This window comes from Cupriavidus pauculus (genome assembly GCF_008801835.1).
Classification (GTDB): domain Bacteria; phylum Pseudomonadota; class Gammaproteobacteria; order Burkholderiales; family Burkholderiaceae; genus Cupriavidus; species Cupriavidus pauculus.
The window spans coordinates 21,272-40,927 of the sequence record NZ_VZOW01000046.1 but is presented as its reverse complement, the minus strand read 5'-3'; the positions used below and the strand labels follow the sequence as shown (position 1 = coordinate 40,927).

General features: G+C 65.8%; 18 protein-coding genes and 2 pseudogenes. 7 read left to right on the top strand and 13 right to left on the bottom strand.

Features of this window, described 5'->3' with window-relative positions; all coding sequences use genetic code 11:
• The 9 genes and pseudogenes from F7R19_RS27245 to F7R19_RS27205 form a co-directional block, all read right to left on the bottom strand.
• Positions 1 to 198: pseudogene (locus F7R19_RS27245) on the bottom strand (type II secretion system F family protein); the annotation flags it as partial.
• A 12-nt stretch (positions 199 to 210) separates the two neighbouring features.
• Positions 211 to 1,137, bottom strand: a complete 927-nt coding sequence (locus F7R19_RS27240) for a type II secretion system F family protein (RefSeq protein ID WP_150982679.1) — start codon at positions 1,135 to 1,137, stop codon at positions 211 to 213.
• On the bottom strand, positions 1,130 to 2,446 hold the full coding sequence (locus F7R19_RS27235; protein WP_061959025.1) for a CpaF family protein: 1,317 nt from the start codon (positions 2,444 to 2,446) through the stop codon (positions 1,130 to 1,132). The genes F7R19_RS27240 and F7R19_RS27235 overlap by 8 nt, the downstream gene beginning before the upstream one ends.
• 1 nt (position 2,447) lies before the next feature.
• Positions 2,448 to 3,668, bottom strand: a complete 1,221-nt coding sequence (locus F7R19_RS27230; RefSeq protein ID WP_150982674.1) for a response regulator — start codon at positions 3,666 to 3,668, stop codon at positions 2,448 to 2,450.
• Between the two features lie 26 nt (positions 3,669 to 3,694).
• Positions 3,695 to 5,021 (bottom strand): annotated as a pseudogene (locus tag F7R19_RS27225) (type II and III secretion system protein family protein).
• A gap of 100 nt (positions 5,022 to 5,121) precedes the next feature.
• Complete coding sequence (gene cpaB / locus F7R19_RS27220; RefSeq protein WP_150982672.1) at positions 5,122 to 6,078, bottom strand: Flp pilus assembly protein CpaB; 957 nt, start codon at positions 6,076 to 6,078, stop codon at positions 5,122 to 5,124.
• Positions 6,079 to 6,147: 69 nt separating this feature from the next.
• The gene (locus F7R19_RS27215; protein WP_061959028.1) at positions 6,148 to 6,606 is read right to left on the bottom strand and encodes a TadE/TadG family type IV pilus assembly protein; all 459 of its coding nucleotides are present in this window, start codon (positions 6,604 to 6,606) and stop codon (positions 6,148 to 6,150) included.
• 436 nt (positions 6,607 to 7,042) lie between these two features.
• Positions 7,043 to 7,219 carry a Flp family type IVb pilin gene (locus F7R19_RS27210; RefSeq protein ID WP_061959029.1) on the bottom strand — a complete coding sequence of 59 codons (177 nt, stop codon included), beginning with the start codon at positions 7,217 to 7,219 and terminating at the stop codon, positions 7,043 to 7,045.
• Positions 7,220 to 7,641: 422 nt separating this feature from the next.
• On the bottom strand, positions 7,642 to 8,859 hold the full coding sequence (locus tag F7R19_RS27205; protein ID WP_061959030.1) for a collagen-like triple helix repeat-containing protein: 1,218 nt from the start codon (positions 8,857 to 8,859) through the stop codon (positions 7,642 to 7,644).
• Positions 8,860 to 9,705: 846 nt separating this feature from the next.
• On the opposite strand from F7R19_RS27205, the gene F7R19_RS27200 reads away from it, so the two are divergent.
• Together F7R19_RS27200 and F7R19_RS27195 are read left to right on the top strand one after the other, a co-directional pair.
• On the top strand, positions 9,706 to 11,193 hold the full coding sequence (locus tag F7R19_RS27200) for a collagen-like triple helix repeat-containing protein (RefSeq protein WP_150982670.1): 1,488 nt from the start codon (positions 9,706 to 9,708) through the stop codon (positions 11,191 to 11,193).
• Positions 11,194 to 11,346: 153 nt separating this feature from the next.
• Positions 11,347 to 13,023, top strand: coding sequence for a ShlB/FhaC/HecB family hemolysin secretion/activation protein (locus F7R19_RS27195; RefSeq protein ID WP_061959032.1), 1,677 nt, complete (start codon positions 11,347 to 11,349; stop codon positions 13,021 to 13,023).
• A gap of 75 nt (positions 13,024 to 13,098) precedes the next feature.
• On the opposite strand, the gene F7R19_RS27190 is transcribed toward F7R19_RS27195, so the two are convergent.
• Positions 13,099 to 13,305 carry a dodecin gene (locus F7R19_RS27190; RefSeq protein WP_061959061.1) on the bottom strand — a complete coding sequence of 69 codons (207 nt, stop codon included), beginning with the start codon at positions 13,303 to 13,305 and terminating at the stop codon, positions 13,099 to 13,101.
• A gap of 219 nt (positions 13,306 to 13,524) precedes the next feature.
• Here F7R19_RS27190 and F7R19_RS27185 point away from each other — a divergent pair, with 219 nt between their 5' ends.
• From F7R19_RS27185 to F7R19_RS27175, 3 genes are all read left to right on the top strand, one after another.
• Entirely contained in the window at positions 13,525 to 14,133 is a 609-nt protein-coding gene (locus F7R19_RS27185) for a phospholipase D family nuclease (RefSeq protein ID WP_223506009.1), read from the top strand.
• Between the two features lie 311 nt (positions 14,134 to 14,444).
• On the top strand, positions 14,445 to 14,876 hold the full coding sequence (locus tag F7R19_RS27180) for a hypothetical protein (protein ID WP_150982667.1): 432 nt from the start codon (positions 14,445 to 14,447) through the stop codon (positions 14,874 to 14,876).
• A gap of 268 nt (positions 14,877 to 15,144) precedes the next feature.
• On the top strand, positions 15,145 to 15,861 hold the full coding sequence (locus F7R19_RS27175; protein WP_150982665.1) for a dienelactone hydrolase family protein: 717 nt from the start codon (positions 15,145 to 15,147) through the stop codon (positions 15,859 to 15,861).
• Between the two features lie 44 nt (positions 15,862 to 15,905).
• Here F7R19_RS27175 and F7R19_RS27170 read toward each other — a convergent pair whose 3' ends face one another.
• Complete coding sequence (locus F7R19_RS27170; protein ID WP_150982677.1) at positions 15,906 to 16,685, bottom strand: glycine zipper 2TM domain-containing protein; 780 nt, start codon at positions 16,683 to 16,685, stop codon at positions 15,906 to 15,908.
• A gap of 144 nt (positions 16,686 to 16,829) precedes the next feature.
• Positions 16,830 to 17,297: a MarR family winged helix-turn-helix transcriptional regulator gene (locus tag F7R19_RS27165; RefSeq protein WP_061959036.1), complete on the bottom strand. Its 468-nt coding sequence runs from the start codon at positions 17,295 to 17,297 to the stop codon at positions 16,830 to 16,832.
• Positions 17,298 to 17,499: 202 nt separating this feature from the next.
• Here F7R19_RS27165 and F7R19_RS27160 point away from each other — a divergent pair, with 202 nt between their 5' ends.
• Positions 17,500 to 18,051: a YggT family protein gene (locus F7R19_RS27160; protein WP_061959037.1), complete on the top strand. Its 552-nt coding sequence runs from the start codon at positions 17,500 to 17,502 to the stop codon at positions 18,049 to 18,051.
• A gap of 202 nt (positions 18,052 to 18,253) precedes the next feature.
• Entirely contained in the window at positions 18,254 to 18,526 is a 273-nt protein-coding gene (locus tag F7R19_RS27155; protein ID WP_150982663.1) for a hypothetical protein, read from the top strand.
• 100 nt (positions 18,527 to 18,626) lie between these two features.
• Here the strand turns inward: F7R19_RS27155 and F7R19_RS27150 are convergent, their stop codons facing one another.
• Complete coding sequence (locus F7R19_RS27150) at positions 18,627 to 19,538, bottom strand: LysR family transcriptional regulator (protein ID WP_061959039.1); 912 nt, start codon at positions 19,536 to 19,538, stop codon at positions 18,627 to 18,629.
• Positions 19,539 to 19,656 lie beyond the last annotated feature (118 nt).

The window sequence follows — 19,656 nt, the reverse complement described above, 5'->3', positions numbered from 1 at the left end:
CGCCGGCGCGGCGGCCTGCGGGGCCGGCGCATTGGCCGCGGCGCCTTGCGCGGCCTGGCGATGCAGCGCGGCGTCGATGGTGCGCGCCGCGACGCGCCGCTGCCGCCATTGGCGCAGCAGTGGCCATGCGAGCAGCAGCAACGAGACGGCGCCGGCCAGCAGGCTTGCGGAGATCAGCGTGGTCGGATCGATCTGCATGGGCGTTTGCACCTAGACCGACTTGGCGAGTTTGTAGAGCATCAGCACACCGGCCACTTCCAGGCCCGCGGCCGTCAGCAGCATGGCCTTGCCGGCCGGATCGCGCCACATCAGCATGATGTAGCCCGCGTTCATGACGAACAGCGCGCCGGCCACGATGATCGGCAACAGGCCCAGCACCCACGCAGACAGCCGCGTTTCGGCCGACAGCGCCAACAGTTCGCGCTGCGCTTCCTCGCGGTCGCGCATAAACGCCGCGGTGCGCTCCATCACCATGTCGGCCCGGCCGCCATAGCGTTGGGACAGCCGCAGTACCGAGGAGACGATCACCAGCTCGTCCAGCGCGTAGGCGCGTCCCATCTGCAGCACGGCCTGATCGAGTTCCTTGCCGGCGCGTTGCAGATGGATGGTCTGCACCAGGCACTGGCGCAGCGGCGGCTCGGTGTTGGCCACGGAATTCTGGAACGCGGCCGGCACGCTGCTGCCGATCGTCATCAGCCGCACCACGCCATCGAGAAATCCCGGCAGCTGGCGCAGCATCTTTTCCTTGATGCGGCGGATCCGCATCCAGAGTAGAAACGCCGCGACCGCCGTGCCGATCACCGCCATCGATATCGCGCCGATGACGCCGCCAATCGTCGCACCCAGGATGGTCAGAAGCACTACCGGCGCGCCCCATGTCAGACCGGTCTTGCGCGTAGGCGCGAGATCGGCGCGGCGCAACAGGTCCGACCAGCGTTTGCGCAAGTCCTGCGCGTTGGCGAGCATGGCCGGCTCGGCAGCCGTGGCGTAGCGCGCGCGTACCTGCTCGGTCTGCGCGGCCAGATGGGCGCGCGCGCGCTCGGCGTTGGCGCGTCCGCGCGCGGACGCCAGCATCAAGAGCCCCAGTCCCAACAGCACCAGGGCCAACGCACAGAGGAAAAGGCCGGCGCTAGAGATCAAAGCGGTCATCCAGCGTGAAGTTGGCGGGACGCATGCGCGCGAGCTTTGGCGAATGCGGCAGGATGCCGAGCGACTGCCAACGATCGGTCTCGGTGCCATCCGGGTTCTGCACCGGCTCGTGGCGATACAGCTCCTGCGTCGAGATGATGTTGTCGCCCAGCCCGGTCACTTCGGTGATCGACAGAATGCGCCGCTTGCCGCTGGACAGCCGGCCGATCTGCACAATGAAGTCGATGGCGTTGGCGATCTGGCGGCGCAGGCTGACTTCGCTGCCCTGGAAGCCCGCAAAGCCCGCGAGCATTTCCAGCCGGTACAGGCATTCGCGCGGGCTGCTGGCGTGGATCGTGCCCATCGATCCATCGTGGCCGGTGCTCATCGCCTGCAGCATCTCCAGCACTTCGCCGCCGCGCACTTCGCCCACGATGATGCGGTCCGGACGCATGCGCAAGCTGTTGCGCAGCAGATCGCGGATCGTGACCGTTCCGGTGCCCTCGAATCCGCCGGGACGGCTTTCCAGTCGCACCACGTGCGGGTGGTTGAGCGCAAGCTCGGCGGTATCTTCGATCGTGATGACACGCTCGGTCGGCGGGACAAACGTGGCCAGCGCGTTGAGCAGCGATGTCTTGCCTGAACTGGTGCCGCCGCTCACGAGTATGTTGCAGCGCGCGCGCACTGCGGCCTCGAGCAATTCCGTGATTTCCGGGCTCATCGTGCCGAGCGACTGCAGGTCCAGCGGCGTGAGCGGATCCTTGCGGAATTTGCGGATCGACACCACCGGGCCTTCCAGCGCCAACGGAGGAATGATCACGTTGATGCGCCCGCCGTCGGGCAAGCGCGCGTCGACCATCGGATTCGATTCGTCCAGACGCCGGCCGATCGGCGCCAGGATACGGCGCACGATGCGCAGCAGATGGCCGTTGTCCGCAAAGCGCACCGGGATGCGCTCCAGGATGCCGTGGCGCGACACGTACACGTCGAGGTGGCCGTTGACGAGAATATCCTCCACGGCCACATCGTTGAGCAGGTCCTCGATCGGCCCGAAACCCGCCAGCTCCTTGGTCAGCGCTTCCGATATCTGGCGCAGCTCGGCCTCGTTGATCGGAATGCGGCGCAAACGCGTGAAGCTCTCGAGTTCGAGATCGACAAAGCGCTGGATGGCCGCGCGCGACCAGCGGCCGAACTCCGCGCCGAGCTCCTCGATCCGCGTGAGCAGATGCTCGTGCGCGGCCTCCTTGATCTTGTGGAATTCCTGCGAGACAGGAAACGGAGCAGCGTGGTTGTCCGAGAATTCGATCGCGTCGGTCATGTCAGTTCCCTGCCCGTGCAGTACGCGCGACACGCAATGCTTCGGGCAATTTGTCCTTGATCCGGGCCAGGAGCCCGCGTTCGGTGGTCGGTCCGGCGTGGTATCCCAGTCGCTCCATCAACGCGCCCACGGCGCGCACGTACGGGTCGGCCGGTGCGTGGTCAGCCAGCACCGCGCCGCGATTGGCGGCTTGCAGCAGCGCGGCGCGCCGGTCCGGCAGCGTATCGACCGAAGCCACGCCGATGCGCCGGGCGATTTCGCCGGCATCCACGCCAAGATCGGGATCGAAGCGCGACACCAGCAGATGGATGTCCTGCCGGTCGATCTCGCGCTTCTTCAGTTCCTGCAGCAGTTCGGCGGCCGAAACGATGGCGCCGACGCTCTGCTCGGCCACCACCACCACGGCGTCGGCGGCCTTGACGATCTGCGCCATGAATTCGGCATTCGAAAAGCCGCCGAGATCGATCACCTGCAGATCGAAGAACGCGCGCAGGCGATCGAGCAGCGCCAGCGCCTCCGAAAACGAGATGTCGCGCAATTCGGCCAGCGTGGCGGGCAGCGGCAGCACCGAGACGCCGTTGGCGTGGCGGGCCAGCGCCGTCTGCACGAAGACGTGGTCGAAGCGACGCAGGTTGCGCACGGCCTCGACGAAATGGAATTCGGGCGCGATGTTCAGATACAGCGCACCGTCGCGCGCGGGCAGGCCCAAGTCCAGCAGCAGCACCTCGGCGCCTTCACGCTGGCGCACCGCGGCGGCCAGGTTGACGGCGAGACTGGTCACGCCAACGCCGGGCCGCGCGCCGAGTACCGCGACGGTCCTGCCGTGGCGATGCGCGGGCGCCACCGCGCGCACCTGCGCCCGCGGCACCATCAGGCGCTGCACGGCGGCGGTGGCCTGCGCCGGTGCGCCGCGCAGGTCGATGAAATCGCGCACGCCGGCACGCAATGCGGCCAGCATCGCCTCGGGCTCGCCGGCGTTGCCGACCGCCACCAGCGGCAGTTGCGGAAACAGCCGCGCAATCTGTTCGGCCAGCCGCGTCGATGCCACCGTATGCGGCGTCGAAAAATCCAGGAAGACCAGACCGGGGCGCAAGGTGCCGATCTGTTCGACAAAGGTCTCCTGCGCGCCGTCTTCGGCCACCAGCGTGCCCACGCCCGCGAGCGCCTGGCCCAGCCAGTGGCGCACGTTGTCACGCGTGGTGTTCAGCAGGAAGTGATCCATCTGCTCGTCTCGCTCCATGGTCCGCCCTAGCGGGAAAATCCCGGCAGGGTTGGATCGGCATATTCACCCAATACAAAACGGCCCCAGACATTGGGGCTGGCGCTGGTGCGCCCGTCGTTCGCCACGTTGGCGGCGGCCTGCGAGTCCTTGGCAAGTGGCTGAACCAGATGCGGCGTGACCACGATCATCAGTTCACGGTCCTCCTGGTGGAAGTTCAGGTTCTTGAAGAAGCTGCCGATGATCGGCAAGTCGCCCAGGAAAGGAATCTTGTCGACGTTGCTGACGGTGTTGCGGCTCACCAGTCCGCCAATGACAAAGCTCTCGCCGTCGCCCAGCTCGACCGTGGTGTCGGCCCGGCGCGTGACGATCGCGGGCACCGACGCGCCGTTGATGGAGATGCCGCGCGACGGGTCGAGATCGCTGGCTTCGGGCGCCACCTTCAGCGCAATACGGTCACGTGCGATCACGGTGGGCGAGACGGTCAGGCCGATACCGAACGGCTTGAACTGGATCGTCGTCGTGCCCAGCGCCTGGGGCACCGGAATCGGAATCTCGCCGCCGGCCAGAAAGCTGGCGCTCTGGCCGGACAGCGCCACCAGGCTGGGCTCGGCCAGCACGCGCACGAGGCCATTGCTTTCCAGCAGGCTCAGGTTGGCGAAGATGCCCTTCGACGCCGACGCCACGACGAGGTTGAACGCGCTGCTGATCGGCTGCGTGCTTTCGAACGTTGGATTCGGGCCGATCGTCGCCTTGGTCAGCGACGTCGGGCTGAACGATCCGAAGGTGAAGCCGCCATTGTTGCGCACGAAATTCAGGCCGATCTGCTTGAGTACGGTCTTGCTGATTTCCACCACTTTCACGTCGACCTGCACCGTGCCCGATACCGGCACGGTGGAGCGGTCGACCACCACCGCACCCTTGTTGTCGACACCGCCCAAATGCCGCGCGCGCCGACATCTGCGCGCGTGCAGCGGCCCGGGCGTCCTGCGACTGTCCGGTGATAGTGGCGCCTGCCGTCGACAGATCCACCTGCGGGCCGCCGGGGTCCTGCGCCACGGCGTTGACCTGCACTGCGTAACGCACGGGCGCTGCGCCGCCACTCCACATCATCAGGTCCGTGACGCCCGGTTTCTTGGCGACCACCAGCACGGTGGGCGACGCGCCGCGATGCTTGAGCAGCAGCGCATCGGCCACCGCCGGATTTCCTACCGCCACGCGCTCCAGGGCCTGGCCGGGACGGATTTCCTGTTGCGCGCCAGCCAACATCTGCAAGGTCCGCACCGGCGCACTCGCGGCAATTTCCTGCGCGCCAAGCGGCCGGATCGCCGCCACCACGGCCACCGCTACCGTCATCGCCATCGCCATCCATGCCGGGATGGCCAGTTGCTGCCTGATTCGACGCGTTGGCGTCCACACACGGTCTTTCATCGAATGGGTCATGCCGTGTCGTCCGTTATTCGATTTCTCGTTTGCCGGCGCGGATCACTTCCACGCCTTGTTGGTTGTCCTGCGCCTGCCGGCGCGGCGTGGCAGCCGTCAGCGTCGCGGCGGCGGGCAATGTCGCGGGCCGCATGGCCGGCGCGGGCGATCGCGGCGCGGCGTCGCCAACCAGTCCGGACAGGCTGACGCCAGCCACGGCACGATCGACTGGCGCGCGTTCGGCTTGCGGCGGCACACCCGCGCGCGCCTGCAACACCGGCGGCGGATCCGCGAACATCCCTTCGCTCGGCATGGCCTCGTCTTTCGGATTGCGCAGCGCAAGGATCAGGCGTCCGGCCTGCTGCGCCATGGCCAGCTTGCTCACCTGTTCCAGCGGCACCGACAGCACGGCGGTCTTGGCGCCTTCGCGCCGCGTCATCATCTGTTCGGACTGCGCTTTCGGCGCTTCATTGACTGCCCCGCTGCCATACGCGAGCACACGCAGATGCGACAGCAGCAGACGCGTCTGGCTTTCGCCGATCTCCTGGTTGTCGCGGCGCAGGATCACAAATACATCGACAAAATCGCCAGGCTGCACCTGGTTGCCGACACCGACCACTTCGTCGACCGCCACGGCAAGCGCGCGATCGCCTTCCGGAATCTGGCGCGCCAGCCCGGATACCAGTTGGCTTTCCAGCACCGGCACATTGGCGCCGAGATTGATCACGGGTACTTGTCCGGCCACGCGCGCCACTTCCTGGTAGGCGCCGGTCGGATCGATCGGCAACTGCATCACGGTCAGCGCGTCGGTGCTCAACGGCTTGCCGGCTTCGACGGCGCGCGTGGTGACCACCACCGCATGGGTAGCCACGGCGTTCTGCGTGGGCAACGGCACGCGCTGGTGGCGCGCCACCTGCCAGGCCAGCACAGCGAGCAAACCCGCCAGCACAAGCAGAACAACCGCAAGAATCCTTATCTGTTTGCTGGTCATGTCACGGTTGTCCGGGTTGGATTGGGATGGCTTGGGAGCGATGAGACGCGACGGCTCTGCATCATGTCCTCAGGTATCTGGAGAAAGCTGGACGACGGCCGATCCCGTCAGACTGGAAGGCACGGGCATGAAGGGCACAGTGGGGAGCATCGATTGCGTGAGCAGGTTCAGCGTGACCTGCACGCATTGGGCGCCCGCGGGCGCGGCGCATGCAACGGGCTGGGCCAACGCGCCCGAGGCCAGATGCGCGGCAATGCTCGCGGGCAGGGTGCTGCGCGCGGTCTGCTCGGCGGCGGCCACGCGCAAGTCGATGGTGTTGGCCAGCGTTCCGCCGTTGGAAGTCAGCGGATAACGCAATGCAGCCCGCGCGCCTTCCTCGGCCGCGAGCGTGAGGGCCTGCTGCATTGCGAGCACCATGCCGTAATAGACAATGCCCAAAATCAATGCCAGCAGCACCGGAAAAATCAGTGCGAATTCAATCGCCGCAACCCCGCCACTACGACGGCGTGCATTCCCCCGTGACGCCATGCTTTACCCGGTATTTTTTTAATCGCGCAATCAGATCCCACGAAACACCGTACCGCTGGCGCCGGCGCGTTGCCAACGCCAGCGGACGGCTTGCCTTATGGGCGTACACCTACAACGTACCGCGACTTGGCACCACTCTTATCTCTCTTGCCTGGCCGTCCGTGATTGCCTGCGGGCCAGTGCCGTGCTACCACTTCCGATGCAGACTGCGATGCCTACCGGCAAGCGACAGGACGAACCGCGTCCGCAACGCGATCGCCAGGATCCGTCGTACCGATGAGGTCGAAAGCGAAGCACTGCACCGCAGACGTCAGGACGATATCCGTCCCGCGCACGAGCGGACGCTCATGCGGAAACGCATGCATTGCAGTACTTCGTAAAAGGTAAGTTCGCCTGCCACGCGATCAGCCCGCGTGACAGACGCGCCTTTTCGCCGTTATTTGAACCAGGTGGTGACTTTCGTCGCCAGTCCGTCGAAAGCCGTCCCGAGGTTGTTACCGAGATTGGTAGCCCCCGTGACGATGGCAATGGCAATGAGGCCTACGATCAGGCCATATTCGATCGCGGTTGCGCCGCGTTGACGATGGTTGAAGCGCGCCAGCTTCTTGTTCATGGTAGTCACTCCCGAAGTGCGGTTTTACCCCTAATTGGATCCCAGCGGCAATTCCTGACCCGATCCGATTTGTCATCTTGTGAAGCTGTGACGTAATTATTTGTTTTATCCGCTGACAGAACATTTATAAGACATGGTATGTCTCAACCATACCCCCCATTCGAACTAGGGGTGCGCCAGCTTAAAGTGGCACAGACGTTTGAAACAACGGCCGATCCGCACTGACTATCGGCATGAACAAAAGCGAATTGTTAAAGAACGCGCAATAAATGCAGCATGCCGTGCGGCGGCCTGCACGTATGGATGCAGGCTCACCGCACGGCAAGAAATAAAAGGATGCGCCGCGCGGGGTAAGGACGACAGCGCACCGTAAAGTAGTCTTTTTGGATGACAGGGAAAGTCCCGTGTCATCCGTGCGGGAATCAGTGGCGCGTCAGTCCGCCAAGCAGGCCGGTGACCGGTGCCAGTGGGGAAGCCGCGCTGCCGCTGCCGGACGTGGCGCCGCCCGTTGCGCTGGTCAGCCCGCTGGTCACGGTATTGAGCAGGCCGGTGACTGGCGCGAGCGGATTGCTGCCGCCAGACGTGCCACCCGCCGCGCCGCCCACGGATCCGAGCAATCCGGTGACTGGAGCCAGCGGGCCGCTGCCGCCCGACGCGCCGCCGAGCAGACCTGTCACCGGCGCCAGCGGACTGCTGCCGCCTGCGGCACCGCCAAGGCCAGATAGCGGCAGCGTGTTGAGCAGCCCGCCCAGCGGACTGCCTGTCGCGCTGCCATTGCCATTGAGCAGCACGCCCGCCGTCGCGACGGTCTTGCCTGCTTCGGTCACCACGCCGCCAAGCGGCGAGACGATTGGCGTGTTGGTGCCGGAAATCATGCTGCCGCCGGTGGCCAGCGTGCCGCCAACCTGCGTGAGCAGATTGTTCACCGGTGCGCCCAGGCCAGTGGCCGCGCCCACCGTCTGCGTGGTGTTGGTCAGCGTCGTCGTCAGCGGCACGATGGCCTTGCTGGTGCTGTCGGTCAGCTGCGCGACAGGGCCGGTGGAGAGCGCGTCGCCCAGCTTGCTGCCGCCGGCGATCACCGCACCGCCCACGGTCTGCACCAAGCCGCCGACCGGATTGGTGACCGGTGACAGCGGCGCAAGCTGATCGCTGCCCACGGCCTTGACCAGATCGCCGGCGCTGACCACGGTCACGCCGGCCTGCGTCACCACGTTGCCGGTATTGGCCACCGTTACGCCAACAGGGTTATCGACCGCGCCGATCTTGCCCAGGCCGTCGCGCACGCCGGCGCCGAGCGTGGCAACTGTTTCGCCCGCGTTGATCACCACATCGCCGGTGGCGTTCTTGGCGCCGGCCGGCACGAGCGGCACGTTGGTGTCCTTGATCTGCTGTCCGATCTGGCTCACGGCATTGCCTGTAGCGGTCACCGTGTTGCCGGCGCCTTCCAGCACCTTGGCGGTGGGCGTGGTTTCGGCGGTCGGCGTCGGGTTGGTCGTGCCGGGATTGGTCGGCGTGGTGGGCGACGCCGGGCTGACACCGCCGCTCGAACCGCCCGAGGCGCAGCCCGCCAGCAACGCGGCAGCCGCGGCGCAAGCGATGGCCATCATGTTGAGTGAGCGCGTTTGCATCGTTGCTTTCATGACCTGATCTCCTTCGATGTTCTGTGTGTTCGGGTTTTCCCGCTCATCGCCGCGACCCTGATCTACCCCATTGCGATATGAGCGTTGACTGGTGTGGCGTCGCAACCCGATAGCGCAATCGCTGTGCCAGGCTCAATCGCACGTTCGATTCGAGCGCTGCGGGTGCGCGCCATGCGTCCCCCAAAGCCTTGCGCGGCGCGGCTTTGCGGTGCGATGTCGAGAACCGATTGGCGCCAGCGCGGCAGGCGCGGCAAGCCGTCGCAGAGGCTGCGCGCGCGTTACGTGCTACGTAACGTGTTACGCGGCGTGTTCCCACGATGCGGGTGCGTCGCGATGCGTCATGCATGCGATGCGCGCGGCTGGCACGGCTTCGGTCTGCCGCGGCACGCGCTTTCCATGTCGACGTCCCACGCATGCGCGCGAGTACGCCCGCTCGCGACACGACAGTCACCGAGCTGACCGCACCTGCTTCGTCGCAATCGCGTCGCGTGGATGCCCGAGTCCGCGCCGCACCGTCCATCAAGTCCCTGTTTCCGTTCCCTTGGCGTCACCGCGCGTTACGTAACGCGTAACGCGAAACCAGCGCGAAACACGCGCCTCGCAACGCGCGGCCGCTTTATGCGCGCGTTTGATCGGCCGCCCGCAAAGCCTTGTCAGACGGGCGTTTGCGACGCGCGCCTCCGGCTTTGGCGGGGTGCGCTGCGCGCGGCGCTTCGCATTGGCACACCGCTTGCGCAATGCATGTCAGACACGGCACGCCGCACACGCTGCAGCAAAGCATCGAGATCCGGACGCGCACGTGAACCTGGTCGGGAAGCGACTCATAACAACGAAAGGAACAAGGTCATGCGTCAACAACAACGTCTTGCAAGGCAGGTGGTAATTACCGCGCTGCTGGGGTCTTTGCTGGCAATGGGCGGCTGCGCAAGCGGCAGCGGTTCCACCTCGATGGGTACCAGCGGCTCGAGTGGATCGACGGGATCGACCGGATCTATCGCTACCGGTGGATCGGGCAGCACGGACACCGCCAACAACGGCGGCACCAAGAACAACGGGGGCGGGGGCGACAACAACAACGGCGGGGGTGATAACCACAATGGTGGCGGCGACAACAACAACGGCGGTGGCACCGCCGCGCTGACGCCGACCAGCACCATCGTCAACAACGCTGGCGGGATCGTCGGCGGTGTCGGCAACACCGTCAGCGGCGTGGGCGACGCGATCCAGAGCGCAACTTTGCCCGGCGTACCGAAGCAGACCACCAGCGGCCTCGGCGGCGTGGTCGGATCGCTGGGCGATGCGGTCAGCGTGCTTGGCACCGGCGTGCAATCGGGCCTGGGCAACATGCCCAACGCGACCAACCCGCTGGGCACCACGGTCGCAAGCACCGGCGGCGTAGTGAGTCAAGTCGGCAATGCCGTGACCAGCGCCGGCAGCGCGGTCAGCGGCCTGGGCAGTGGCGCACTGGCGCCGCTGGCCGCGGTGACCACGCCGCTGGGCGGCGTGGTCTCGCAAGTGGGCGGCGCCGTCAACACGCTCGGCGACAAGCTGGGCACGGCCCTATCCACCGGCCCCGTCGAACAGCTGACCAGCAGCGTCAGCAAGGCCATCGTGCCGCTGACCTCGACGCTGACCAACGGCACGCAAACACTGGGCGCGGCAACCGGTCTGGGCCAGCCCGTCAACAACCTGCTCGCCACCGTGGGCGGCACGCTGGCGACGGCCGGCACGCAACTGGCCAATACCAACACGCCGGTGGTCTCGGGCGTGGGCGGTGTCGTCACGGGCGCGGGCAATACGGTGGCATCGCTGGGCGGCGTGGTGAACGGTCCCGCAGGCGGCGCCGGCGGCAGCCCTCTGGCACCGGTGACCGGACTGATCGGCGGGCTCACGGGCGGGCTCGGTGGCGCCACGGGCGGTTCCGCGGGCCCGCTGGCGCCGGTTACCGGCCTGGTCAGCGGCCTTACCGGCGGCCTCGGCAGCGCGACGGGCGGCAGTGGCGGCCCGCTGGCGCCTGTAACGGGTCTCGTCAGCGGCATCACCAGCGGACTGACGGGCGCGGCCGGGGGCCAGGCCGGTCCGCTGGCGCCGGTGACGGGACTTGTCGGCGGCATCACCAGCGGCCTTACCAGCGCAACGGGCGGCAGCGCCGGTCCGCTGGCACCGGTTACCGGCATCGTGGCGGGCCTGACCGGCGGCAACGCGCCGGCGTCCGGCAGCACCGGCAGCACTGGCACTTCGGGCGGCAAACCCGCCAATCCGTTGGCCCCGGTAACGGGTCTGGTCGGCGGACTGCTCGGCGGCGTGACCGGTGCACTGGGCGGCAAGCGCTAGCGACAAAGCGGAAGACACGTCCGGGCGCGTGCGCGCGTCCGTATCAGCAAAGCGTCACGGCTACAGATGGGCGGCAGGAAGAGCGGCATTCCTTCCGCCCGTGGCACGCGACCTCAATAGCCGCAATGCAATTTTCGATCGAGGGGTAATACCATGCGTACACGCGAACGCGTTGCCGCGCTGTTGATCGGCGTCGGCGCCATGCACAGTGGTCTGTCTCATGCGGAACGGGGCCCGGTACAGGGCGATCCTACCCAGACGCTGCCCGCCATCGCACCTAGCAAGCCCGCGCAAAGCAATGTCACCGTGCAGGTGGAGCGCCCGGATTCGGCGCTGCAGAACCTGCTGGCCTCGCGGCTCACGCCCAGGCATTTCAAGATCGAAGGCGCCAAGACGCTGCCGTTCGACCAGATCGCCGCAAAATTCACGCCGCTGGCCAATCGCGAGATCACGGTCGCCGAATTGCTGCAGGCGGCCGAGTCCGTCACGCAGATGTACAAGGACGCCGGCTATCCGCTGTCGTTCGCATTCGTGCCCGCGCAAGCGTTCGAGAACGGCACGGTGCTGATTACCGTGGTGGAAGGCTATGTGGCCAATGTCACGGTGCGCGGCAAGCCCGGCCCGGCCGAAGGCCGCCTGCGCAAGATTGCCGAGCAGTTGAAGAAGGACCGCCCGCTGCGCCAGGAAAGCTTCGAGCACTACGTCAACGTGCTGGCGCAACAGCCGGGCATGCAGGTCAATGCAACGGTGCAGCCGCCGACCACCACCGACGGCGCCTGCGAGATGGTTCTGGAAGTCAAGCGCAAACCGTTCACGTTTGGCACCGGCGTGGAATGGATGTCGCCCGGCATTCGCGCCATCGCCACGGCCACCACCAACAGCCTGACGCCGTTCGGCGAACAGTTGTCGTTCTCGACGCTGTTCCCGAAAGGCCGCGACAGCGAGGAATACTACGCCGCCACCTACGCGCAGCCGCTCGGCACCGAAGGCATGCTGGCGAAGATCACCGCTTCGCACTATCGCGGCGTGCCGGAGAACGCATCGCTGGCGCCCATCGGCTTTGAATCGCGCTATGTCAACGACTCAAAGCGCCTGGGCGGCACGCTGGCCTATCCGCTTATCCTCAACAACCGCCATGCGCTGACGCTGACCGGCGGCTTCTACGCGACGAGCCAGTTCGAACGCTACACGCAGGCGGTGAATCCGGGCGCGGGACGCAAGGTGGAACTTTCCACCAGCGTGCGCGTTGCCAGTGCCGAGGTGTCGTATCTGCAGCGCGGCACCGGCGTCACGCGCAATGCCACGCTCGGCCTCTACAAGGGCTTCGATGCGCTGGGTGCCAATCGCGAGAACAATCTCAACGACTTGAGCTTCTGGCGCACGCGGCTGCTGGTGTCGCAGGCCAACGACCTGCCGTTCGGTTTCGGCATGGCGCTGTCCGCCGCCGGCCAGTACAGCGACAACCGCCTGGCGTCGAGCGAGCAGATCAGCTTCGGCGGCCGTTTCTTCGGCCTCGGTTATCCAGCCGGGGAAGTGGCCGGGGACAAGGGCTGGGGCGCGTCGGCGGAAATCAACCGGCTGTTCACCGTCGACTTCACGTACCTGAAGACGTTGCAGCCGTTCATCGTGACCGACATGGCGCGCGTGTATTCGAACAGCGTATCGCTGTCGCATCGCACGCTGCAGTCGGTGGCGATCGGGCTGCGTTTTTCGGATCGCCGCTTCTACACGATGGATGTCTCGGTGGCGCAACCCGTGGGCGACAAACCGACCAATGCCAGCCACCGCTCGCCGCGCATCAACCTGCTCTGGTCGTACCAGTTCGACTGAAAGGCGCCGCCGACGCGCTCACGCACTTACGTGCTCATAGCGCGAGCGGCGCCATCGTTGTTCGCACCATGCGGCTCAATTGACGCGAAAGCCGATCTTGAGGGTGACCTGGAAATGCGCGACCTTGCCGTCCTCCACATGGCCGCGCGTCTCGGTCACTTCGAACCAATCGATATGCTTGATGGTTTCGGCCGCCTTGGCGAGCGCATTGCGAATGGCGGCGTCGCTGCCGTCGGGCGACGATCCAACGATCTCCACGAGCTTGTAGGTGTGGCTGGACATAGGGGTCTCCTTTGTTCGGTTCACGCGGTGCGACGAGCCGCCGCGCGCGATGTCCATTCATCATAGGCATCACCGGATCGAGTCCCAAGATCGATTGCAGTTCCTCTCCAATGCATCCGCGGGCAAACTGCGCGGTTTCCTGTTGCGAAAGATGCGCGTGGCCTGTTACGCTGCGTGCCCCGCATTTTCATCACCCCGTGTAACCTGATGTTTCCTCCCTTGAATCGACGCAGGCAGCTTGCTACGGCGAGCGCGATGGGCCTGCTCGCGCTGGCATCCGTTTGCGCCAGCACCGCGCAGGCACGCAGCACCTCGACGCTCGATCGCCTGGCCGACGCGCTGACCGCGCCGCGCGCGCAAGCCAACCAGTTCGCCAGCGGCAGCACGTACACGCTTTGCTTCGTGCCCGACGGCCCGAGCTGCCAGGACATGATCATCGACGCCATCAACAAGACGCGCAGCAAACTGCTGATCCAGGCGTATTCCTTCACCAGCGCGCCGATTGCAAAGGCCGTTACCGAAGCGCATCAGCGCGGCGTGGACGTGCGCGTCATCGTTGACAAGAGCCAGGTGTCGGAGCGCTATACCAGCGCCACGTTCCTCAAGCATGCGGGCATTCCCGTGGTGATCGACAAGCGGCCGGCCATTGCGCACAACAAGGTGATGGTGTTCGACGATCAGGCCGTGTTTACCGGATCGTTCAATTTCACGAAATCTGCGCAGGAACGCAATGCCGAGAACGGCATGCTGATCCGCGGTGACAAGACCGTGGTGAAGGCGTATTCCGACAACTGGCACACGCGCTTCGAACAATCGACGGCATATTGAGCGGCGGGTGCGGCGCGGCATGCATCGCTGCAAACCGCGGCCATGTGCGTTGCAATCGATGTGTGCGCAGCCTCTCATTCGCACGATGTCTGACTGAAAGCGGGAGAAATCCCCGCTGTTCCACGTATGCCTCGGCGTCGTCCCGCAGGAAGATCAGCGAAACGCCGACAGAACGTCGCCGCGGCCCGGCGTCTACTACAGGTGAGTATCCGCGGATGCCGCGACAGGCTGTTTTCCGCGCCTGTGTGCCCGCTGTGAACCTGCACCACGGCCCGCCTCGCGTCATCCGGTCAACCTGGCAGGAGGAAGCGATGAAAACCGATTCGATTGAAATGCAGTTGCCGCTGCGCCGACAGGGCCGCGTGGTTCTTGCAGCCGCCGTGCTGGCCGCATCGATGGGCTTGTCATTATCTGCGCATGCCGACATGAGCACCGCCAGCGCCGGCCCGTTCACCTATGTTTGCGGCGGCGTGGCGGCCGACGAGCAAGCCCAACTGAACAGCGAGGCGCGCAACTACGACATGGGCTTGTTGTTCACGCAGGGCGGGCGCGGCGAGTACCTGTCGGACGTTAACGTGAAGTTGATGCGCAACGGCCAGCAGGTGGCGGAATTTACCTCGACCGGCCCGCGTTGCCTGATCAAGGGGCCGCGCGCGTCGTATCAGGTGGTGGCGACGTACGATGGCACGTCCAAACGTACGACGCTGAGCCCCGGCGAAAAGAATGTGCAGTTGCGCTGGTAGGCGCGCCTTAACGATGGCGCGAAACGACAGCGCTTAACCGAGAGTCAAGCAGTACTGCGTCGCACGATGGTGCGACGCCATGCCGGCCATCGCCCCGCGGATGCCGGCATTTTTTTGCGCGATCGGTTGTGTGGTCGGAAGCGTGAACGCGGATGTCCTGCACGATTCGCGGGCCGGTGGCACACTTTCGGCTCTGCGCGGAGCCGTCGGCCCTGCGAGAGCCCGATACGTCCTGAAGTCATTCACGCAGCCCCGGAGCCATCACATCATGAGCAATTCGCCCAATAGCCGCTGGATTCAAATCGACACCCCCGACGGCAGTTTCGACGCCTACCTGAGTTTGCCGCCTGCGGGCAAGCAGGTCGCAAATCCCGGCATCGTGCTGGTACAGGAAATCTTCGGCGTCAACGAGCACATCCGCTCGGTGGCGGACCAATATGCATCGGACGGCTACGTGGTGATGGCCCCCGATGTGTTCTGGCGCAGCGCACCGCATGTGGAACTCGGTTATTCCGGCAAGGACTGGGAGCAGGCCATGGCGCTGCGCAAGGCCGTCAATGTGGAAGCGACGCTTTCTGACATCGGCGCCACCATCGAAGCCTTGCGCGGGGAAATCGGCGCTGGCGGCAAGGTGGCGGCCGTGGGCTACTGCTTTGGCGGGCTGATGTCCTACCTGGCCGCCGCGCGCGGCATGGTGGACGCCGCTGTGCCGTACTACGGCGGCGGCATCCAGAACAATCTGCACGAGGCGGCCGCGCTCAACGTGCCGGTGCAGTTCCACTACGGCGCGCTCGATGCGCATATCACGCCGGACGATGTGGAAAAGGTGCGGCAGGCGGTGGCGGGCAAGCGCGGCACCGAAGTGTTCGTCTACGACCAGGCCGACCACGGCTTCAACTGCTGGGCGCGCGAGTCGTACCACCAGCGGTCCGCAGCGCTGGCGCATGGCCGCGCGCTGACGTTCCTGGCCAACGCGCTGTCGTGATCGACAACGCTGGCTAAAGGCGCTCGCGGCGCGCCGCGCGACATTCAGTACGGCGTGGCAACGCCGTTCTGGATCCGCACGCGGTCGCCCGTGCGCAGGTTGTAGGGGCTGGCCTGCGTCAGCGTGAGGCTGCCGTTGTCATTGGTACGTACGCGCACGCGGAACGCCGGCGCCGTCGTGCCCGAGCGCTTTTCCACCTCGTTGCCGGCCAGCGCACCGGCTACCGCGCCGCCGATCGTCGCCACGGTATTGCCGCGGCCGCCGCCCACCTGATGGCCCAGCAGACCGCCGACCACGCCGCCGATTACCGCGCCGGCGCCGCTGGTGTCGGCGGGCTGGCCGCCCACTTGTTCGATCGATTCGACCCAGCCGTAGCGCACCGCATAGGGATCGCCATAGCCGCTGGCATTGCCGCCGTAGCTGTTGTCGTTGCCGCCCTGCGCCTGTCGCGGATAGCCATACTGGTCATAGCCCGGTTGCTGCGGGTACGCCGGATACTGGGCCGGCGGCGCATAGCCGGGCGCGCCGCTGATCTGCGTACCCGACGTGCCATAGGGGGCGCCATATCCGGTATTGCCATATCCGGTGTTGGCATAGCCGGTGTTGCCGTATCCCGCGTTGCTGTAGCCCGTCTGATATCCGGCCGGATACCCGTTCTGGTAGCCGGTTGGATAGGCGGCCTGCGGCTGGTATCCCGTGCCGTAGCCATTGCCGAAGTCGGTCCCGTACGGTGCGGCGCAGCCCGCCAGCGCTGCAACGGCCATTGCGGCAACTGCTATCGACCTGGCGGCCGTGCGCGTGGCAAGACTCGATGGGAAGGACATCATGGGGGCTCCTGCGTCGCTGCGCGTGTTGATATTGCGCGGGAGTCTAGGGCCGCGCCATCGCGGCAGGTGTCACGGGAAGTTGTGATGGGTAACCGGCTGTAACGCGGGCTCGCTCCTGCGGTCCGCCGATGCCTCAGTCGCTCAGTCGCGTTCCGATTCGTCGTCGTTGAACGCGGTGATACGGGCCACGCGAAACGTGCCGCGCAGCGATTCGAGTTCCGCCCGATGCAGCGCGGCCAGCCGGTTCAGGCAACGCTCACCCTTGGCCAGCAGATGGATCTGCACCACGCGCCGATCCTCGGGGTGGGTGCGCCGCGTCACCAGTCCGGACGCCTCGCAGCGATTGACCAGCGCCACCACGCCATGTTGCTTGGCCTGCAGGCGTTCGGCCAGCTCGCCGATCGACGCCCAGTTGCGGTCGCGGCTGCCGCGGATATGCAGCATCAGCAGATACTGTTGCACAGTGACGCCCTCGGCGTGCGCCGCGTCCTCCGAAAACCGCAGGAAGCGACGCAACTGATAGCGAAAATCGGACAGCGCTTCGAAATCCTGTTTGCTCAGTGCGGCGGATGCGCTGGGCGGTTTCGCGGAGGCGGGCTTGCGGGGCATAGACGGGGCGAGCATTGCGGGAAGATTGGCCGGCCATTATATGAGGCGATGACTGCGCTTCCGGTGCGACAGGCCGCATTTGCCCCGCATTTCCTCAAAGAGACGGCAGCGCGGTATGGCAGAATCTGTGCGGTCGCCGACACCCTGTCGCCGTCTACCGCCGCTTCCGCGGCCTTAACGCCTGAAAAGGGAAATCCGCCAGATGTTCACGGAAATCATCCTGTTTTTGCTCGACACCGTCTTTACGCTTTTTGGCATGGCGCTGCTGCTGCGCCTGTGGATGCAACTGACCCGCCTGCCATCCCGCAATCCGGTTTCGCAAGGGGTTTTCCAGGTCACCGACTGGCTGGTGCGCCCGCTGCGCCGGATCATCCCGGGCATTGGCGGGATCGACTGGGCGACGGTGCTGGCGGCCTACCTGACCGCCGTGGCCTTCCTTGTTTGCCGTGCACTGGTGCTCGAGGCCGACCCGATCGCGTTCCTGCCGGTGATTCTTGGTATTGCGCTGCTGACGATGCTGAAGTGGGGCATCAGCATGGTCATGTGGGTCACCTTGCTGATGGCTGTGCTGTCGTGGGTGAATCCGCAATCGCCGCTGGCCGGTCCGATCTGGCATCTGACCGCGCCGCTGCTGCGGCCAATCCAGCGCGTGATGCCGCGCCTGGGCGGTTTCGACATCTCGCCGCTGATCCTGTTTGTGATCGCGCAGATTCTGCTGATGGTAATCGCCGGCCTGAGCCGCGGCGTAGTGTAAGCGATCACTGACCCCACACCGCCCACGGGTGGCGGAAATACCCCCGTAGCACCGAGCGTCACCCTAGGGTTTTCCCGTATTGTTCGAGACAATGGACAGTGTGTCGAGGATTCGCCCTTTTTCCTGGGCGTGCCGAAGCCTACATTACAGCCAACGCGGAACCAACCGCGATCTCTGCCAAAAGTAGGAAAACAGCACAACCATGAAGACCCTCGCCCTCTCTCTGCTCTGCGCCATCGGCCTGTCGGCCGGCGCCACCGCCGCCCAGGCATCGCAACCCGTTTCGGACCTCGCCCGCCTGGATGGCAGCATCGGCCGCAAGATCGACCCGTACCTCGACGGCGCGCGCAGCGTGACCGAAAAGCGTGACGTGTACTCGGAAGGCGCGCGCGACGTGACCGAAAAGCGCGACGTCTACTCCGAAGGCGCCCGCACCGTCACCGAAAAGCGCGACATCTACAGCGAAGGCGCTTAAGTCCCTGAAGCACTTCCAAGCGCTCGGCCGCGCTGCCCTCCAGGCGCGGCCAGTTCGATGTGGCGCTCCCCACGCCGATCGAACGTCCAGACAGCGCAAGCTACTGCCCGAGATCGTCGAGATCCGCCCCCATCATCGATTCGATGGCTTCCATGAAGGCCCGCACCTTGCGCGGCTGGAGCCGCCGGTCGGGCAGTAGCGCAAACACCCGCAGCGGCGGCAACGGATAGTCGGGCATCACCCGCACCAGCCTGCCCTGCGCGATTTCCGATCCGGCCGACGTCATCGGCACCCGCGCGATACCCAAGCCCGCCAGTGCCGCCTGCATCCGCAATTCGGCGTTGTACGTCTGCATGCGCGGGCGGATGGGTACGGCGATCCGCTGTCCATCCCTGGAAAATTCCCAGACCGATACGCCCGGCGTGGCCAGCGTCGGCAGGTTGGACAGGTCTTCCGGCTGCATTTGCGCCGGCAAGCTGGCCGCCAGCGATGGCGCCGCCACCAGGCCGCGTTCGACGTGCCAGATGCGGCGCGCGATGGTGCCGGAATCGGGCAGGTCTGCGTCGACGGTCACGAAGGCAATGTCGAATCCTTCGCGAATCGGATCGACGAGGCCCTGTGCGATTTCCACCGTGATATCGAGCGCCGGATGGGCGGCAAGCGTGCGGCAGATGACGCCGCCGAGCTGCTGGGCGCCGAACTCGTACGGGGTGGCGATTCGCAGCATGCCCTGCACGCGCTCTTCCCGCGCCAGCGTCTCCTGGCGGATCTCGCGCAGGCGGGCAAACAGCGGCGCCATGTCGCGATAGACCGCGCCGCCGGCGTCGGTCAGGCGCATGCGGCGCGTCGTTCGCTCCAGCAGCTTTGCGCCGATTGCCTCTTCCAGGCGGGCCACCGCGGCCGAAACCCGCGATTTCGGACAGTTCAGCGTCTGCGCCGCCGCCGTGAATGTCCCCTGCTCCACCACACAGCAGAAAGCCTCCCAATCATTCCACTGGATTGTCTCGTTCACAGCACTGGTTTTCCTTGTTCACACGGTTGTCGAAACCGCTTGTCGCCGGCGGGTTGCGGCGTTGTGCAAACGCACATTATGCGATAGACAGGTTGGTCCCGGCAGTCCGCAAGAAAGT

Coding starts and splice junctions, on each gene's coding strand:
- F7R19_RS27235 (WP_061959025.1), bottom strand. CDS start 2,446: ATGACCGACGCGATCGAATTCTCGGACAACCACGCTGCTCCGTTTCCT.
- F7R19_RS27230 (WP_150982674.1), bottom strand. CDS start 3,668: ATGGATCACTTCCTGCTGAACACCACGCGTGACAACGTGCGCCACTGG.
- cpaB (WP_150982672.1), bottom strand. CDS start 6,078: ATGACCAGCAAACAGATAAGGATTCTTGCGGTTGTTCTGCTTGTGCTG.
- F7R19_RS27215 (WP_061959028.1), bottom strand. CDS start 6,606: ATGGCGTCACGGGGGAATGCACGCCGTCGTAGTGGCGGGGTTGCGGCG.
- F7R19_RS27210 (WP_061959029.1), bottom strand. CDS start 7,219: ATGAACAAGAAGCTGGCGCGCTTCAACCATCGTCAACGCGGCGCAACC.
- F7R19_RS27205 (WP_061959030.1), bottom strand. CDS start 8,859: ATGAAAGCAACGATGCAAACGCGCTCACTCAACATGATGGCCATCGCT.
- F7R19_RS27200 (WP_150982670.1), top strand. CDS start 9,706: ATGCGTCAACAACAACGTCTTGCAAGGCAGGTGGTAATTACCGCGCTG.
- F7R19_RS27195 (WP_061959032.1), top strand. CDS start 11,347: ATGCGTACACGCGAACGCGTTGCCGCGCTGTTGATCGGCGTCGGCGCC.
- F7R19_RS27190 (WP_061959061.1), bottom strand. CDS start 13,305: ATGTCCAGCCACACCTACAAGCTCGTGGAGATCGTTGGATCGTCGCCC.
- F7R19_RS27180 (WP_150982667.1), top strand. CDS start 14,445: ATGAAAACCGATTCGATTGAAATGCAGTTGCCGCTGCGCCGACAGGGC.
- F7R19_RS27175 (WP_150982665.1), top strand. CDS start 15,145: ATGAGCAATTCGCCCAATAGCCGCTGGATTCAAATCGACACCCCCGAC.
- F7R19_RS27170 (WP_150982677.1), bottom strand. CDS start 16,685: ATGTCCTTCCCATCGAGTCTTGCCACGCGCACGGCCGCCAGGTCGATA.
- F7R19_RS27165 (WP_061959036.1), bottom strand. CDS start 17,297: ATGCCCCGCAAGCCCGCCTCCGCGAAACCGCCCAGCGCATCCGCCGCA.
- F7R19_RS27160 (WP_061959037.1), top strand. CDS start 17,500: ATGTTCACGGAAATCATCCTGTTTTTGCTCGACACCGTCTTTACGCTT.
- F7R19_RS27155 (WP_150982663.1), top strand. CDS start 18,254: ATGAAGACCCTCGCCCTCTCTCTGCTCTGCGCCATCGGCCTGTCGGCC.